This is a genomic window from Bacillus sp. AG4(2022), from assembly GCF_031844465.1.
GTDB lineage: Bacteria > Bacillota > Bacilli > Bacillales > Cytobacillaceae > Bacillus_AB > Bacillus_AB infantis.
The window spans coordinates 275,062-290,704 of the sequence record NZ_JAUZVH010000003.1; the positions used below are offsets into that span (position 1 = coordinate 275,062).

18 protein-coding genes are annotated in these 15,643 nt (G+C 42.5%); 2 read left to right on the forward strand and 16 right to left on the reverse strand.

Going from position 1 to position 15,643, the window contains the following annotated elements; all coding sequences use genetic code 11:
• Nucleotides 1-74 precede the first annotated feature (74 nt).
• Together Q9R36_RS10245 and Q9R36_RS10250 are read right to left on the reverse strand one after the other, a co-directional pair.
• The gene (locus tag Q9R36_RS10245) at nucleotides 75-704 is read right to left on the reverse strand and encodes an NUDIX hydrolase (RefSeq protein ID WP_311225052.1); all 630 of its coding nucleotides are present in this window, start codon (nucleotides 702-704) and stop codon (nucleotides 75-77) included.
• Between the two features lie 113 nt (nucleotides 705-817).
• Nucleotides 818-2,023, reverse strand: a complete 1,206-nt coding sequence (locus Q9R36_RS10250; protein ID WP_311225053.1) for a DUF418 domain-containing protein — start codon at nucleotides 2,021-2,023, stop codon at nucleotides 818-820.
• Between the two features lie 174 nt (nucleotides 2,024-2,197).
• On the opposite strand from Q9R36_RS10250, the gene Q9R36_RS10255 reads away from it, so the two are divergent.
• Together Q9R36_RS10255 and Q9R36_RS10260 are read left to right on the forward strand one after the other, a co-directional pair.
• Complete coding sequence (locus Q9R36_RS10255) at nucleotides 2,198-2,902, forward strand: response regulator transcription factor (RefSeq protein ID WP_311225054.1); 705 nt, start codon at nucleotides 2,198-2,200, stop codon at nucleotides 2,900-2,902.
• Nucleotides 2,903-2,904: 2 nt separating this feature from the next.
• Complete coding sequence (locus Q9R36_RS10260) at nucleotides 2,905-4,680, forward strand: sensor histidine kinase (RefSeq protein WP_311225055.1); 1,776 nt, start codon at nucleotides 2,905-2,907, stop codon at nucleotides 4,678-4,680.
• 287 nt (nucleotides 4,681-4,967) lie between these two features.
• Here Q9R36_RS10260 and Q9R36_RS10265 read toward each other — a convergent pair whose 3' ends face one another.
• The 14 genes from Q9R36_RS10265 to Q9R36_RS10330 form a co-directional block, all read right to left on the reverse strand.
• Entirely contained in the window at nucleotides 4,968-6,188 is a 1,221-nt protein-coding gene (locus Q9R36_RS10265) for a DUF5667 domain-containing protein (RefSeq protein ID WP_311225144.1), read from the reverse strand.
• Nucleotides 6,189-6,609: 421 nt separating this feature from the next.
• The gene (locus tag Q9R36_RS10270; RefSeq protein WP_311225145.1) at nucleotides 6,610-7,176 is read right to left on the reverse strand and encodes a dihydrofolate reductase family protein; all 567 of its coding nucleotides are present in this window, start codon (nucleotides 7,174-7,176) and stop codon (nucleotides 6,610-6,612) included.
• 123 nt (nucleotides 7,177-7,299) lie between these two features.
• A complete protein-coding gene (locus tag Q9R36_RS10275) occupies nucleotides 7,300-7,821 on the reverse strand; it encodes a YfiT family bacillithiol transferase (protein WP_170939481.1) in 522 nt (173 codons plus the stop codon).
• A 191-nt stretch (nucleotides 7,822-8,012) separates the two neighbouring features.
• Nucleotides 8,013-8,582 carry a dienelactone hydrolase family protein gene (locus Q9R36_RS10280; protein WP_009792291.1) on the reverse strand — a complete coding sequence of 190 codons (570 nt, stop codon included), beginning with the start codon at nucleotides 8,580-8,582 and terminating at the stop codon, nucleotides 8,013-8,015.
• Between the two features lie 620 nt (nucleotides 8,583-9,202).
• Entirely contained in the window at nucleotides 9,203-9,982 is a 780-nt protein-coding gene (locus tag Q9R36_RS10285; protein WP_311225056.1) for an ABC transporter permease, read from the reverse strand.
• Nucleotides 9,979-10,884, reverse strand: a complete 906-nt coding sequence (locus tag Q9R36_RS10290; RefSeq protein ID WP_311225057.1) for an ABC transporter ATP-binding protein — start codon at nucleotides 10,882-10,884, stop codon at nucleotides 9,979-9,981. Before Q9R36_RS10290 ends, Q9R36_RS10285 begins: the two co-directional genes overlap by 4 nt.
• A complete protein-coding gene (locus tag Q9R36_RS10295; protein ID WP_094768177.1) occupies nucleotides 10,884-11,087 on the reverse strand; it encodes a PLDc N-terminal domain-containing protein in 204 nt (67 codons plus the stop codon). Before Q9R36_RS10295 ends, Q9R36_RS10290 begins: the two co-directional genes overlap by 1 nt.
• A 146-nt stretch (nucleotides 11,088-11,233) precedes the next feature.
• Nucleotides 11,234-11,746, reverse strand: coding sequence for a GNAT family N-acetyltransferase (locus Q9R36_RS10300; protein WP_311225058.1), 513 nt, complete (start codon nucleotides 11,744-11,746; stop codon nucleotides 11,234-11,236).
• Nucleotides 11,747-11,847: 101 nt separating this feature from the next.
• Nucleotides 11,848-12,396 carry a GNAT family N-acetyltransferase gene (locus Q9R36_RS10305; protein WP_094768109.1) on the reverse strand — a complete coding sequence of 183 codons (549 nt, stop codon included), beginning with the start codon at nucleotides 12,394-12,396 and terminating at the stop codon, nucleotides 11,848-11,850.
• Nucleotides 12,397-12,506: 110 nt separating this feature from the next.
• Complete coding sequence (locus Q9R36_RS10310; RefSeq protein WP_009792298.1) at nucleotides 12,507-13,064, reverse strand: histidine phosphatase family protein; 558 nt, start codon at nucleotides 13,062-13,064, stop codon at nucleotides 12,507-12,509.
• A gap of 117 nt (nucleotides 13,065-13,181) precedes the next feature.
• A complete protein-coding gene (locus tag Q9R36_RS10315) occupies nucleotides 13,182-13,907 on the reverse strand; it encodes a hypothetical protein (protein WP_009792299.1) in 726 nt (241 codons plus the stop codon).
• Entirely contained in the window at nucleotides 13,907-14,416 is a 510-nt protein-coding gene (locus Q9R36_RS10320; RefSeq protein ID WP_311225059.1) for a sigma-70 family RNA polymerase sigma factor, read from the reverse strand. The genes Q9R36_RS10315 and Q9R36_RS10320 overlap by 1 nt, the downstream gene beginning before the upstream one ends.
• Nucleotides 14,417-14,602: 186 nt before the next feature.
• Nucleotides 14,603-14,986: a hypothetical protein gene (locus Q9R36_RS10325; RefSeq protein WP_157638544.1), complete on the reverse strand. Its 384-nt coding sequence runs from the start codon at nucleotides 14,984-14,986 to the stop codon at nucleotides 14,603-14,605.
• Nucleotides 14,987-15,161: 175 nt separating this feature from the next.
• A complete protein-coding gene (locus Q9R36_RS10330) occupies nucleotides 15,162-15,596 on the reverse strand; it encodes a DUF4181 domain-containing protein (protein ID WP_311225060.1) in 435 nt (144 codons plus the stop codon).
• Between the last annotated feature and the right edge of the window lie 47 nt (nucleotides 15,597-15,643).

Genomic DNA, 15,643 nt, shown 5'->3' on the forward strand with positions numbered 1-15,643 from the left:
CCCCCTCCTGCATTTTGATATCTATAGTCTGCTATCCCAGGGAGAATTTATGTTTTGTGGAGCTGACGGGTCTGCTACATCAAATCAAGCCGCTGTGAGATGCCTTTGATGACTTCCTGGTAGTAAGAGCGGTCATGCGGAACGAAATCTCCGATGGCTGCTTCCTTCTCCAAGTAAATTTTCTCGCCGGCACTGCCGATCTCGAAGCCTTCCATTTGCACCTTGCCGTCCCCGCTTTCCCAAAGCTTCTTGAAGCTGTCCCATTCAATCCGGTAAATCCCGGCTACTTCTTCCGGCTGCAGCTCATACTCGCTGAACGGCTGGGAGCATTCGTAAAGAAACACATTTGCCATTTCTTTATCAATGAAGTTCTCCTTCTCAATGCAATATCTAATGATTCCGAGCGGTGACAGCTCTTCGATATCAACATCGATGCCGATTTCTTCTTTTATTTCCCTGACGCCATCCTCAACGGTTTCTTCAGCCAGCAGATGCCCGGCCGCCGTAATATCCAGAAGGTCCGGATAATCCTTTTTCTCTTTGCTTCTCAGCTGTACATATATATACACCTTGTCCTCTTCCCGCTGAATGAACCAGCAGTGGAAAGCTTCATGCCAAAAGCCCTGCCGGTGCACATCCTTCCTGGTGGCCGTTCCGATCTGATTTCCTTCATCATCGAATATTTTCAAAAGCTCCTGCTCCATATGATCTCTCCTCTGCTTGTTGTTAATTGCAGTCCTTTAGAGTTATTCTCCCATAACCAGGAAAATCCTGCATGGCAAAAAGACCCGGAAGGCATAAGTTCCAGGTCTTTCCGTCATTGTGCTTCTGCAAGAAGGTCGCCTGCTTCCTTGGCTTTCTTCGCCTTAGGTCTTCCTGATAAGGAGAAATAGGTCCACATCCGCATGATTTTTTCAAACGGGCCGGTACGGAACCACTTCAGATAGAAATAGCTTCCGGCCAGCTGGATGCTGTAGATCGCCACCGTCAGCAGGATGCCTGCCAGTACGCCAAGTTTGCCGAACATTCCCAGGCCATAGCCATAAAACACAGTGGTGCAGATAACAGACTGCAATAGATAATTACTCAGCGAAAGCCGTCCAACACTTTCAAAGGTCCTGAATAGGACGAATCTTCCTATCACCGCGTACAGCCAGGCAAAAAGGAAGATGTAGCCCAGTGATAAGATATTTCCTCCAAACATATACAGAACACCCGTCCAGCCTGTTTCCTGCACCATGAGCGGCGAAGCTTTCAGCAGTATTCCCGCTCCGGCGAGGATACCTCCCCACAGCAGATATCTGCTTTTATTCCTGCCGATTTCATGGAAGGCGCGGCGCCTGGCAGCATACATGCCAAACAGGAATAATGGCGCTGTGATGAATGGCATGGCCAGCATCATGAACAGGTAAAAAGAGTCCGGCATGCCGAAAGGATCGGCATTGCTTCGATGAAGAGAAATCTCACTGTATGTGCCTGTGCCGAATATTTTATTTGTATCGGCCACATACTCTTCCATCCTCTTTGCTTCTTCGGCTGGGACCTCTGTATGCAGGCCATATCCCATGAAGGAAGCAAGAATCAACAGCACTATGCCCCATACTAGCAGGGTTTTCTTTTTCCTGTTCAGGAAGAAGAGCAGAAAGAAGCCCATGATTCCATAAGAAAAAAGAATATCGCCTTCCCACAGAAGACCGCCGTGCAATCCGCCCAGCACAAGGAGCAGGAAAAACCTCCGCACCAGATGCCTTCTATATTTCAAACCTTTATCTTCAAGCCCCTCTTTCAGCTTGATCAAAGAATAGCCGAATAAAAAAGTGAAGATCGGCATGAAGCTGCTCTCAACAAAAACCTTCAAAAACTCATGCAGGAAGTGATCCAGCCCTGAAGGTGAAAAAGCCTCCATCTCATCTTTCCCAAACATTCCGTATTGAAAAATCAGCATATTAGCTGCCAGGATACCCAGCAGGCTAAAGCCCCTCATTCCATCGATTACGTGAATCCGCCTATTTTCCCCGTCCATTTTCATACTCCTTTATCTGCTTTCCTAATTAGGAAGCTTAAAATCTATCACTTAGTATAGTCCGCTTCTATTTCCCTTGAAGAAACAGAAGTTTACTTTCTGATAAACTTTTGAAAAAGTTGTTAATATGCTCGTAAGGTTTCTGTGCTACGATAGTGACCGAGGTGGGCAAAAGTGGAAAATGCAGAAATTTTATTAGTAGATGATGAGAAATCAATTGTTAAATTAATGGAGACTGTTCTGAGAAAAGAAGGATTCAGCTCTATACATACAGCTTATACAGCAGAAGAGGCGCTTGAGTGTGTTTCCCGGCACCCCATTGATATCGTGGTGCTTGATGTCATGCTTCCCGGACAGAGCGGCTTTGATATCTGCCCGAAAATCAGGGAGATCTCAGACGCTTATATTCTATTTTTAACAGCGCGCGTCTCTGACCTTGAAGTGCTGACTGGATTTGCGATCGGCGGGGACGATTATATTACCAAGCCCTTCAACCCGCTTGAAATCGCAGCGAGGATCAAGGCAAGGCTCCGGCGGAATCAGGCTCCTTCCCCTGCTTTAAAAGAGGCTGGCAGAAAGCATGATTTCGGGCGTTTTATCCTGGACGAAGAGGCAGGGGACCTGATTGTTGAGGGCAAGGCCGTACAGACGCCTGCCCAGGTATTTCTCCTTCTGCAGTATTTGTGCCAGCATCCGAACACCGTCATCTCAAAAACGCAGATGCTGGAAGCCGTATGGGGCTTTGACAGCTTTGTGGATGACAATACCGTTACGGTACATATTCGGAGGATTAGGGAAAGAATCGAAAAAGACCCGAGCCATCCGGAACTGCTCGTGACCGTGCGCGGGCTGGGCTACAAGCTGGTGAAGGGGAAATAAGGATGAAGTCGCTCAGGCGCAGGCTCGCCCTTCACTTCTCTCTTCAGTTCATTTCCATTATCGTGTTTGTCGCGATTTTTTCTCTGGTGCTTCTATTTGTGCTGCTGATGCATTTAAACAGAGAAGAGATGAAGCAAAATTGGCCCGCGGGTGCCCTGGAAGGCATTACGATCGATACGCTGATTGAAGATAACAAGGCCACCATCAGCGATGCCTGGAAGCATCAGCTCGAAGAACGGAATCTCTGGGTGCAGGTTGTAGATATGGAAGGAAAGGTCATCGGGTCTGAAAATACGCCTGAACTCCTGCCTGACTCATACTCTGTCAGCGAGATCCTCCAGATTGAAAAAACGAATCAATATGAAGGCTTCTATGTTTACTCCGAGGTCGACACCACTTTTAAAGACCCTTATTTTTATATGCTCGGCTATGAAAACAATGAGCTGGAGAGCCTCCAGCGCTGGTTTTCACAGTATTCCAGCAGCGGCAGGCTCCCTGATGAAAACCTGAAGAAGCTTGAACGGGAATTAGAGCCATTGGAAGGCTCCATCCATGTGGTAAACCAGGAAGGGAAAATTGTCCAATCCGCCGGGTCTGAAATAATGAAGGAAGACTACAAGCCGCTCGATGTGCTTGTCAGGACAAAATCACCGGGAAAATTCGAAACCCATACAACGATCTTCAATGATCCGGAATCGGGTTTCACTTGGATTATGCACACACCCAGGCAAGAGGCAGAGCCTGAAGGATTTGCGTTTCTCTCCGAGGTAATGAGGGTCATCGTCATCCTCGCAGCTGTCCTGCTCGCCTTGACCATAGGCATTTCCTTCTGGCATGGCTTCCGGTACGGCCAGCCTCTCCTTCTCTTCACCGGCTGGCTGGAAAGGATGGGCTACGGAAATTACGAGGAAGTGCTGACAGAGAAAGAACGCAAAAAGGTCTTCCGTAATAATGGAAAGGTGCGCCTGAGATACAAGCTTTATAAAGAAGTGATCGGGGCCTTTTACGAAATGGCTGAAAAGCTTTCTGCCTCAGACAAGGAAAGGGACCGGCTGGACAAAACGCGTGAAGAGTGGATGACCGGCATTTCCCACGATCTCCGGACACCCCTTTCAACGATCCAGGGCTATGCCCATCTGCTTGAAAGCGGGCAGTACCGCTGGACAGAAGAGGAGCTTCTGGACATGGGCAAAATGATCCGGGAAAAAGGAGATTATATGACCGCCCTCATTGAGGACTTCTCCCTTGCCTTCCAGCTCAAAAATCAGTCGCTCCCCCATCAGCTGAAGCCTGCCGATCTGAATGAACTTGTGCGAGGCATCATGCTGAAATTTGTCAACGACCGCACCCTTGAGGATGTTCCCTTTAACTTTGAAGGTGCAAATACAGCTCTTTTTATACAAGCAGATATACGCTGGTTTGAGCGGATGCTCGATAACCTTATCTATAACTGCATCAAGCATAACCCAAAGGGCACTAGCATTACCGCCTCAGTCAGCAGACAGGGGGGAACCGCCATTGTCTCCATCTCTGACAACGGTACAGGAATGGACGAAGAAACAGTCAGGCACCTCTTCGACCGCTACTTCCGCGGCACAAGCACAGACGAACAAACAGAAGGCGCCGGCCTCGGCATGAGCATCGCCCGCGCCATCGCCGAGCTGCATGGCGGGAGCATTCATGTCTCTTCTGTCAAACATAGGGGGACTGTTTTCAGGCTGGAATTTCCTTTGGGAGAGGGGCTGGAGAAAGAAGGCTGGCTGGAGGGGTTGGCATAGATAATAAAATGCTGGTAATTAGCTTAGGCAGTCCGTTAAAATGAGGAAAAGTGTAAGAAACGAAAGAAATAACTTCCTAAAAACATACAAAAACGCTTGGGCTCTTCGTCCGAGCGTTTTGTTGCTGTCATTGTCTTGTTTAATTAAAAGACCCGGTGGGAAAATTTCAGGTAAGTACCTTATATCAATCGCTGCCATTCAATTATAAATGAATCTTAAGACCTGCAACCAAGACATACAGGCAAAAAATAAACCCAGTACTCGAAGTACCAGGTTTATGAAAAGTATTATTCTTTTCCTTTACCGCGGTCTTTATTATTTTCTGCGCCTGTGTTTTGGCCATTTTGTTTCTTTTCGTTTGCTTGCTGCCTTTCAACTTTCTTTTCTTGAACCTGCTGCTGTTTATCTGCTTTCTTTTCTTGAACCTGCAGTTGTTTATCTGCTTTCTTTTCTTGAACTTGCTGTTGCTTATCAGTTTTCTTTTCTTGAGCTTCTTGCTTTTTAACAGCAGCAGTTGCCTGGCCTTCAGCACGCTTTTCAGCTGCTTTAGCCTTTGCTTCCTCTTTCTTAGTTAATTCAGGGGCAACAGCAGCTGTTTTTTTAGGTTCTTCCGCAGCTTCAGTCTCAGCTTGTTCATCAATTACTGTTTCTTCTGTTACGGCTTCCTCAACAGTCTTTTCCTTTGTTGCTTCTGAGGCTGCTTCTGTTGCAGTTTCAGTATCTGCTGCGGCTTCTTCCTCAGCGGCTTTATCATCATCAGTTGTCTCAACCTTAAATTTTTCTGCTTTTGCTTCAAGCATTGCAAGTTTTTTGTCTAATTTTGAGAAAGACTTTTGAATATTCTTCATTAATGCCTTCTGAGCTGTAGGGTTTTTAACATGTGACAATGCGGCAGCTAATGCATCGATGTTTTGAGCAAGCTTTACTTCAACTTCATCTTCTGTCCCTTCATCTTCTGCTCCAGGTTCTTCGCCTTCCGTTATTTCTGTTGTTCCTTCAGTGTCTTCAGCCGGCTGACCCTCAGCTGCTTCAGTTTCCTCAGCAGTCTCTTCTGTCGCTTCTGTATCATCACCGGCACTATCTTCTGAATCTGTTAAACTCTCAGCTGCCTGTTGAGTAGCGATTGCCTCTTCTAAAAGTGCTGTAGCCTCATCCGTTTTTCCCTCTGCAATCAGTGTATTTGCTTCGGCAATACGCTCAGCTGCAAAGTCAGCTAAAAGACGCGCTTCCTTGTAATCATCCATTGTGACAGCAAGTCTTACTTTTTCCATCATTGACTTTACAAAGTAGAAGAAATCCCCAGGAACTAAAGCCGGTGCCTCTTCTAGCTCTTGATCCTTGTCTGCTGTCCCATTGTCATCTGCTTCTTCTTCAGTTACTTCTTCCTCGGCTGCAGCTTCAGTATCAGCTGAATTTTCTTCTGCGGCTGACGTTTCATCGTTTACATCAACTTCCGCTACTTCTTCCGTATCTGCATTTTGTTCAACCGCACTCTCATCCGCATACACAGCGCTTGTCCCCAATGAAGAAAGAAGAAGTGCTGATGCTGCGACACCGCTTAATAATGATTTCTTATTTTTCAAGTCCGTTTCCTCCTGATCTGTTTTTCGGTATACCTTTCGACAAAAACAGACAGGTTTGTGACGGTCTTTTGAAAAAAATAAAATAACTTTTCTAAATCATAAGAAAAGCTTCCTGGAATGGGAAGCTGGTTTTGAAAAAAAGCCCCCTTCCCCTACCAGCCCTAAAAGAGCGGACCTTCCCTGACCTGAATGAAAGAATCAGTGACAGATTGAAAAATAAGCGGAGAATTTCTGACTATTGACTCAAAACAAAGAGAAATGGACAACTTCGCTCTGCTTGACAGGAAATTCTCTGCTTAATAACACCCACTTCCTCAAAAAGAGCCAAGGGGCCTGTCCCCTTGGCTTACTCATCAAGCTGATAACATAGTTGAACTACTCCAGATGAAAACTTTTTTGTTTCAGCAAGTTTTAGATTTACCCGTTGCTTAATGTCAGTAAAAAGGGGTTTTCCTTCTCCTAGAACAACAGGATGAACAGACAATCTAAATTCATCTACAAGCTTTAAGTTTATAAAGGTTGTAATTAGACTTGCCCCGCCATAGAGCCAAATATCTTTTCCAGGCTCGTTCTTTAATTTGATTATTTCTTCCTTAATGTCTTCATTTATAAATAAAACGTTATTTTCGGACTTATTTTGTGCTCTTGAAAACACGTATTTCTTTTTACTGTGGATCAATTCCCAAGCTTCTTTTTCAGTATCAGACACTTCAGTACCGGGTATATACTGACCCCATAAATCATAACTTTTTCTTCCATATAAAATAGTATCGATTTCATTTAAGAAGTTATTGAAGTTCATATCAGGATCCATTATGCACCAGTCTACTTCCCCTTTCGGTCCTTCAATAAATCCATCTAAAGTAACTGCCAAATCTAATATTATTTTCCTTGGCCTTTGGTATACAACCATCATTCATCCTCCTTTTGATTGCCAACGTAAAAACTATCATTCTTCAACCATCCTTTGGCAATTATCAATTCGATTAAGACTGCTTACACCCCTGTATCAGTACCTGCCATGCTTATTTTTCCATTACCAGCCCTCACGATTACACAAAGACGTAATATGTGCAAGATGGTGCCGTCCGTGCCAAGCGTAGATTCCTATATTTTTGCCTACTGTAACTTCACCAGAATCCGGGTGGATAAATGTCTTTTCCATATCAGCTGGGATTAGACTCCGTAAAAGGCCAGTCCAACGTTTGTGTAATGCTTCAAGCAAAGATAGTGAGATATCAATTGGCAGTTTATAATCAGAGAGTTCCGCCCAATTCGTTTCATCGTATGGTTTAATGACAGGTGTTTTTTCTGTAAGAGCCAATTTAAATCGAACGTAGGCATTCATATGACTATCTGCAAGGTGATGTATTACTTGTCGAACAGTCCACCCACCTGAACGATAAGGTGTATCAAGCTGTTCATCATCTAAGTCCTTTACAGCATCCCGCAGCAATCTTGGTAAAATTTCAATCTCATATATCCAATCCCTTGTAACGCTGTTAGTAATCTCACCATCATATTGAAAATTGCCAATTGGATATTTCAAATCCATCAGCTATTCCCTCCTCATAGTCCCTTGATTTTTAGACTAACTAAATAGTTCAGTTTAAAATACGTAGTTCTACATCAATTCATATAATTCCTTGCATCTATTTGTGATCTAACTAAACAGCTCTATAGTCAAATAAGAAAAGCTGCCTGGTTTGACAGCCAGCTCAAGCTCTGGTGATTTTTTTTTGTTAGCAACTATGCGAGAAAGTCGAGAACCCTCTTGATCACAAGTTTCGTCGCGACAGCATCGTAAGACGGTAAGCTGCTGTCGGTGAATAGATGTTCCCTGCCTTCGTACAGAAAAAGTTCAGCATGATCAGCCGAAGCCACAAGCTCACGGGCCGCGTCGATGTCACCGTCTTCAACGAAGAAAGGATCTGTGTCCATGGCGTGAATTTGCACAGGCAAGTCGGCCGGCCACTCAGATTTGAACACTGAGGGCGGGAGGCATGCATGAAAAAACAGTGCCCCTCTCGCACCCTCACGTGTTTGAGCGAGCTGCTGTGCTGCCGGGACACCGAGTGAAAAACCGGCATAGACGACATCGCGTGAAAGCTCGGTGGCTGCCCGAACGCCGCGCGCCGTCACTTCTTCAAATCCAATTTCCTTCACAAATGCCAAGCCTTCCTCCAGCGAGGTAAATACGCGGCCTTTAAATAAATCTGGCACGTGAACAGTATGCCCCGCATCTCTCAGTTGATCGGCAATTGCTTCAATCCCTTTCGTGCGGCCCAGAACATGGTGTAACAACAAAACCTCTGCCATCGTTTCCACCCCTAATTAAATGAATTTCATATGTCTAGCTTCGACAAGAACACCTGTTTGACCTGCAAGAACTTTACGATTTAGATATATTCACCTTAATAAAGCTCAGCCTTTATGCCGCCCCAAGAATAAAGTTATTCCCAAATGCTTTTTTTACTTTTATTTCTAAATAAAAACATGAGAATGCCACCTATTGTGAAATATATGAAAGCCAAAAATCCGTTAACTATTTCGTATCCAATTAAAAGAACTGTACTTGTAGTCATAAGCACACCAATCCATCTAATTATAAATCTAATCATTTTTTACCCCGCCCCCATTTCCTCCACCAAATTCCCGATCTCTTTATTTTAATTAAATGTAGAAAATATCTATATTCAAAACTTCATCTGTGGCATTCTACTTGAATGCAAGGAGTTAGAAGTCACCTCCTGCTTATTGCTTTTTTAAAATTGAAATAATAAAAAGGAATTTGTATAGTTAACACCAACATTAATACTTCTGTTTGGCAGCTGATTTAAACAAGCTATTTATAGTTTGAGTGACATGTTCCACAGGCCCCCGGGACAGACCCCATGGCCTACAGCCTAAAAACGAGCCAAGGGACCTGTCCCCTTGGCTCATTCCAAAAGCTCTTTTTGCTTAAAGATTTGTATGGATGAGATAAGAATGACGATGATAATAGCAATAGTTGTTATTAAGGCTGGCAAGAAACTGGAATCCAGTTTTCCTGATAATAAGACCTGTCCTGTGTGTTCAGTCATTGCAGCCGGACTCCATTTCATATACTTTTCCAGAAAGCTTGTAACCGTCGAAAGACCAAAGGCCACAAGGATTGTAAGAAAAGCGGCACTGGCATTTCCTTTCATGACCGTGCTAAAAAACAGCGTTAGTGTAACAATAAAAATTAACCATATGCTGTAGATCGCTGCACTTTGAAATACCTGCCCAACAGCGACTGTTTCAATGAGTATCTTCGTATAATACCAGGAAGCTGCATATCCGATAAACAATGAAAGAAGTGTGATGGTCAGTAACCCGGCCCATTTCGATAATATATACGAGGAATAAGGAACTGGTTTAATCATCACCATACCCGCTGCCCCACTCTGTCTTTCTGCAGATACGACACCCATTGCACTCAATACAAGAATAAGTACACCCAGCATTCCATAATTGGATAGAACCGCCATTAATACTTCCCCGCCAGTTGGAACAGGCATTTCCAGGATTGTACCTTCTGGAAGACCGCCAAAAGTATCTAAAATTTCCGGCATATAGTATGAACTGACCGGCTGCATCACACCCAGCAAAATAAAGACAATGGGAATCCATAAGATTTTATAATTCCGCGCCATTTCCAGCATTTCTTTTCGATAAAGAACAGTCCATTGTGTCATGATTTCACCACTTTCATAAATAAATCCTCTAATGTCGTCTGGGAAACCTCGAACTTACGGATCGGGAGTTCGAGGTCCACGATATCTTTTAACAATTTTTGCTTTCCTTCTACCATATCTTTTAATACAATGCTCGCCTTATTGCCCTGGATGTTTACTTCAGATACAAAGCCGTAACCTGCTATGCTCTTAAGCCAATCGGCTGCCGGCGATTCGAATTCAACTTGAATAATAGGCTGCTGATATTCTGCCATTACACTTCCCAGGCTGCCTGATACCGCAATTTCCCCTGCATGCATGATAAGAATGTCGTCACTTATTTCTTCTGCATCGTGAAGGACATGCGTTGAGAAGAGAATGGTGGTTTCCTCTTTAATCTCCCTCATCATGTCCAATACTTCCCGTCTCCCAAGCGGGTCGAGTGCTGAAACAGGCTCATCTAAAATAAGCAGGCTTGGACGGTGAATGAGTGCCTGTGCCAATCCAAGCCGCTGCTTCATTCCGCCTGAATACCCCCTTATTCTTCTTTTCTTCGCATCCGCCAGACCCACCCGTTCAAGTAATTTTTCACTTCTTATCTCCGCTTCTTTCCGACTCAGCTTTGCTAATTCGCCGGCGAAAACAAGAAACTCCTTTCCGCTCATCCAATTAAAGAAAGCAGGATATTGAGGTAAATACCCAATGAACTGCCTTAAATCCTTTGCTTTTTTCCCTTTAAAATCAATGCTTCCAGAAGTCGGCTCCAGCAATCCGGATAGCATTTTTAACGTCGTTGTTTTCCCTGCTCCATTTGGTCCAAGTAATGAAACGCATCTGCCTTCTTCAATATAAAAATTGATTCCTTTAACAGCATTCATATTTCCAAATCTTTTTACTAGATCATCTGCCTTTAATAACGCCATTAATCATTTCTCCTTCCAACCACAAAATAAAGCACTGGTCCTATAATGTTGATCATGAGAATAATAAGAATCCAAAGCCATTTGGGTCCGTTCGTTTTTTCTTCTCTAATGCAGGAAACTAATGCGGCAGTCATCAGTATTAGCTGTAAGACAAGAATGGGCGCAACCGCTTCCCATGGGATTGCATTTAACAGTTCATTCATTTTCTTCTCCACCCCAATTGTTTTTTTACTTTTAATACGATTACGATCGTCGAATCGTTCACTCTCGAAAAAATAAAAAAATCTCAGGAATTTAATCCTGAGATGCTCCGTGTATCGAAACAAACTGATTTATTACATCCATCACTTTAATTAGACTGAAATACCATAACCGGACCTTTCCAAAGATTACTCTCCAATATTTCCTCTTGATATGAAGAGTCTATAGTAAACTCAGCAATCACCTTTTTCCAAAAAGCATATGCCGGTTTATTTTCAGAGGTTTGCCTCACTTCCCAAACACCTTTAAACTGTTCGAATATAGAAAAAGCAACTTGCCTGCCAATGCCTCTGCCTCTAAACTTTCGCATGATGAAAAAATCGCTTATTACGTTTGTTTTTTTCTCGTTGCTCAGTTTTGTAAATTCTCTTGGTACATCAAGAATGACTAATACGAACCCTGCTATTTCCCCATCAACTTTAACTATAAACGGACGTCGGTACTCTTCTGTCCATTGATGGTCCAGGTATTTATATGAATATAAACCATGCTGACTTAAAACGTGGCCATCAAACTCACTGCTGTCATAACGATATAACTGAATCAGATTAGAAAGTACCGCTTTATCTTCATAAGGACAAAGTAATAAGGTTACGTTCATTTGGTATCCTCCCATAATAAGCCAAGGGGACAGGTCCCTTGGCCCAGCTTAAAAAGAGCCAAGGGACCTGTCCCCTTGTTTTTTTTTTACTCAATGGCCTGTCACCCGAAGAATTCATCTTTAAGAATGCTCATCCTCAGACGGTCAACAAATTCTCCATTTCTCAATCTATCCTGCCTCAGGATACCCTCTTCTTTATATCCTGCTCGACTATATGACTTAATTGCTTTTTCATTATCCACTTCTACCCTAAGCCAAATCTTATTTAAGCCTAATTCATTAAAGCCAACCTTCAGCATTTCTTGCATAGCTGCTAAACCAAACCCCTTATGCCAGTAATCTTTATCACCGATGGCTATTCCCAGTTCAGCATGTTTATTCAATTGATCTATATTCTTCAAATCTACCCAGCCAATATGCCTTCCTTCTTCCGTCATAATCGCTCTTTGTTCATAGCCATTCGTTCGGTTCATACACATTTCAACCCACGTCTTTGTCTCTTCCCTGCTAAACGGCGGATATCTGCTTGGCATATTCAGATGCTTTATAACCTCTCTATCCAGACACCATTTATAACGGTCCTCAACATCATCAAGAGATAACTCCCTAAGTATTACTTTAGGTAACTGATGGCTTTCCAAACTTTCCAACTCCCACTAAAGATTTTATGTATATTTCTCTCTTCTTAAAAGCTTTTCCTAGTCTAAAATCTGACCCTTTTATTAGCCACCTAAACTGGCAGCTGTAGTTGAGCAACATTCTACCGATTCCAAATTCTATTAACCTCTTTCAGATCCCTTTTATCAAAAGTTAACTTGTAGACATCTGGCATATTAAGATCTTTCCAAAAACTAAAACCATATTTTTCATCAAAGTAATTCATAATCAGTACCATTATATTGCCATGTGTTCCTACTGCAATATTTTTACCCTCATATGTTTCTAATACCTTTAGTGTTGCCTCAATCCCCCGTTTCTGGGCATCGATATTAGATTCTCCGCCTTCCCAAGAAAAAGAAGGTTCCTCCCATACCTTTGTAATAGCTAGATTAAAGTCCTCAACAGGTTTTGCAGATAAGTTCCGTTCTTTAAAACCATCTTCAATTATTACCTCTTGACCTATCACTTTAGCGACTCCCTCAACCGTTTGAACAGACCTCCTGTATGGACTGGAAATGACAATATCGATGTTTTCTTTCTCAAGAATGCCATTGATCCTTTCTGCATCAGCAAAGCCTCTGCTAGATAAAGGCCTTGCTAATTCGTCAGGTGTATATGTGGAATGTGCATGACGTACGAAGTATAAATTCGTTGGCAAAATTGTTCATCCTCTCCTCTGCCAAGGGGACAGACCCCTTGGTTCTAAAGCGTATTGGTCTGCAAATGGTATCGAGAAAAAGGAGGTGGCAGCTTTTCAGGCAATCCCCAAATAATTTCACCTGGAAATTTTATTGACTTGTTTTGTTATATCATCTAAAACCTTTTCAGAATCGGCCAGTGTAAAGTTCTCGTTGATAAGAAAATCTATGAAATAGGTTCCTTCATTCAACTTAAAGCTTACCATCACAAGTTCATTGTCTCTTTGGATATGTTCATACTGCATGGAGATTCCATTGAGTTCTCTTTCCTTTACGTTATCCCCTTCAAAGAATAAATGGTTAGGGCGGTATTGAAGGCTAAATGCCCTTTTTCCTTGATAGGGTCCGTACAAAAGGTCTGCACTTTGCTCCTTTTCCCATCTTTCCCGGTTCGTTTCATTAGCGAAAGGTTGATCCCATTTTCCTGTGTTTGTACCATAATCAATCGTCAAATCCACGGCCTCTTTATTAAGCGGATATGATATTGCTGCAAAGTTAATGGAATAGCCTTCTATTTCCGGGATGAACACCGAATGACCAAATTCTTCTGTTGCCTGCTCTTGAATATTTGCTGATACATTATTTATATCTTCTACAAAAGGCTTAACCAGGAGAAAGGAGAACAACAGTACAAAACCTACGGCTAGAGCAGGGAAAATAAATGCTATTCGCTTGGATGGCTTTTCCTCTGGTTTCTTTTTAATACTGGAGGCAAAATGGGCAGCTTCTGTTTCTGATAAGGTAAGCTGGTCAAAGAATTGTTTATCCAGTGCCTGTTTGATCTGCTTTTGGTATTGATCCATTAAAAGTCAAACCTCCTTTTAAGCAAGTCCCTTCCGCGGATTAATCTGGTTTTTACTGTATTCTGCTTTAGGCCAAGGATGATACTTATTTCGGCTGTATCGTAATCTTCATAATAGTATAGGAGGATGACTTCACGATATTTGATTGGAAGATCCATAATGGTCCTGGCGAGCTCCATGTCCCTATCATGATCAAGCACCATTTGTTCTGTATCTCGTTTGGCGGTATCCTCCTTTATTAGATTGGTAAATTGTATTGTCCTGAAATGCCAGCTTTTTAAATAATCCTTTGCTTTATTAACAGCTATTTTAATCAGCCACGTTTTTACTGAGCTTTCTCCTCGAAACTGCTCAAAATTCCGATAGGCAGACCAAAACACTTCCTGAGTAATATCTTCCATTGTGTGATGGTTTCTAACATATGTGTAAACAACTTTCCGGATATCATTTACATATTCTTTAACGATCTCATCGAACTCAACGCTTCCCCCATCTTTAAATGGTTCCACAGCTCAGCCCCCTTTCTTTGGCTTTCAACATAAATGACGAGGCACTATGGGGTTGCGGTTCATAAATGTTCATAAAAAATGCTGTCAGAGACATCTAGTGTGAAATACGACACTCTTAACATCTTCTTCTCATAAAAATGCCCTTTTTACGGAATAAGAAAAGCCGCCTGGTTTGGCAGCTAAACTTTAATAAAATTTTTTAAAATGATCTTTTTCTTCCCAGTCCCTAATAATTTTCAAGCCATCTTCAGATGAAACGGTTAATTGTCCATTGTTTTTAATGACTTCTGCATTAGAACCTTCGCCGAGCTGGATTTCTATAGTATAAGCATAATCAACCGTACCATCTTCATTCTTCTCCGACTCTTTAATCTGAACATTGTTCACCTTAATGGGTTTGTTTGTGCTGGACGCAATTTCCGGTGCAATGCTAAAGACACGATTTGCACTCAATTTCTCCATTGTATCTGTACTTAAATACGGCTTAACGCGTTGAACTATTTCATCATTTGCGGGTGGATCAGATGGCTCCTCAATTGTATACTGTTCCTTTTTATACATTTTCAGCATTTCTAAGACATCATTGTCATTTATGTGATTTTTCGAGCAGCCAAACAGACCTAAAATAAAAACAAGCATAAAGAACTGAACTGATTTCCTAATAAAAATCGCCCTCCTCTTGGAGCCAGGGGGACAGGTCCCCTGGCCCAGTTCCAAAAAGAGCCAAGGTACCTGTCCCCCTGGCTCACCCTAATCCCCAAAAATCAGTCTGGTATAGTGTAAAAAACAATATAAGTATAAATATTAACTCACTGAGTGTTACTTTATAGGCATTGGGATTCTGGGCATACTTCTTTTCCATGACTGCTGTGACTGCTTGAGAAATGACGATAAAAACTGGCAGGAAAAACCACGGCTGTAAAAACCAATACCAGTCTGATGGGTCTCTTGTGATGTTTATCGCATATCCCACCAAGATGCTGGCCATTGATGTAAGCCTGATTGTCCAATCAATCTTCATATGTTTATCATTCACATGGTTATAAGAAAAGGATTTCTTCTTCTCCACTTTAAACCATTTTCTTACTAATATATTGAAGCTAAACAACAATAATAGATTGATCGCTAAAAATAAGGCTAGTCTCGCCCCAATAGCAGGTTCAACACCATATACGTACATAACAAAACCGCCTATCTGAATATTCAATATGCGTTTATAATATCCTT

Coding starts and splice junctions, on each gene's coding strand:
- Q9R36_RS10290 (WP_311225057.1), bottom strand. CDS start 10,884: ATGGCGTTATTAAAGGCAGATGATCTAGTAAAAAGATTTGGAAATATG.
- Q9R36_RS10270 (WP_311225145.1), bottom strand. CDS start 7,176: ATGGTTGTATACCAAAGGCCAAGGAAAATAATATTAGATTTGGCAGTT.
- Q9R36_RS10315 (WP_009792299.1), bottom strand. CDS start 13,907: ATGGATCAATACCAAAAGCAGATCAAACAGGCACTGGATAAACAATTC.
- Q9R36_RS10330 (WP_311225060.1), bottom strand. CDS start 15,596: ATGTACGTATATGGTGTTGAACCTGCTATTGGGGCGAGACTAGCCTTA.
- Q9R36_RS10260 (WP_311225055.1), top strand. CDS start 2,905: ATGAAGTCGCTCAGGCGCAGGCTCGCCCTTCACTTCTCTCTTCAGTTC.
- Q9R36_RS10295 (WP_094768177.1), bottom strand. CDS start 11,087: ATGAATGAACTGTTAAATGCAATCCCATGGGAAGCGGTTGCGCCCATT.
- Q9R36_RS10245 (WP_311225052.1), bottom strand. CDS start 704: ATGGAGCAGGAGCTTTTGAAAATATTCGATGATGAAGGAAATCAGATC.
- Q9R36_RS10300 (WP_311225058.1), bottom strand. CDS start 11,746: ATGAACGTAACCTTATTACTTTGTCCTTATGAAGATAAAGCGGTACTT.
- Q9R36_RS10325 (WP_157638544.1), bottom strand. CDS start 14,986: ATGCTGAAAATGTATAAAAAGGAACAGTATACAATTGAGGAGCCATCT.
- Q9R36_RS10250 (WP_311225053.1), bottom strand. CDS start 2,023: ATGGACGGGGAAAATAGGCGGATTCACGTAATCGATGGAATGAGGGGC.
- Q9R36_RS10285 (WP_311225056.1), bottom strand. CDS start 9,982: ATGACACAATGGACTGTTCTTTATCGAAAAGAAATGCTGGAAATGGCG.
- Q9R36_RS10280 (WP_009792291.1), bottom strand. CDS start 8,582: ATGGCAGAGGTTTTGTTGTTACACCATGTTCTGGGCCGCACGAAAGGG.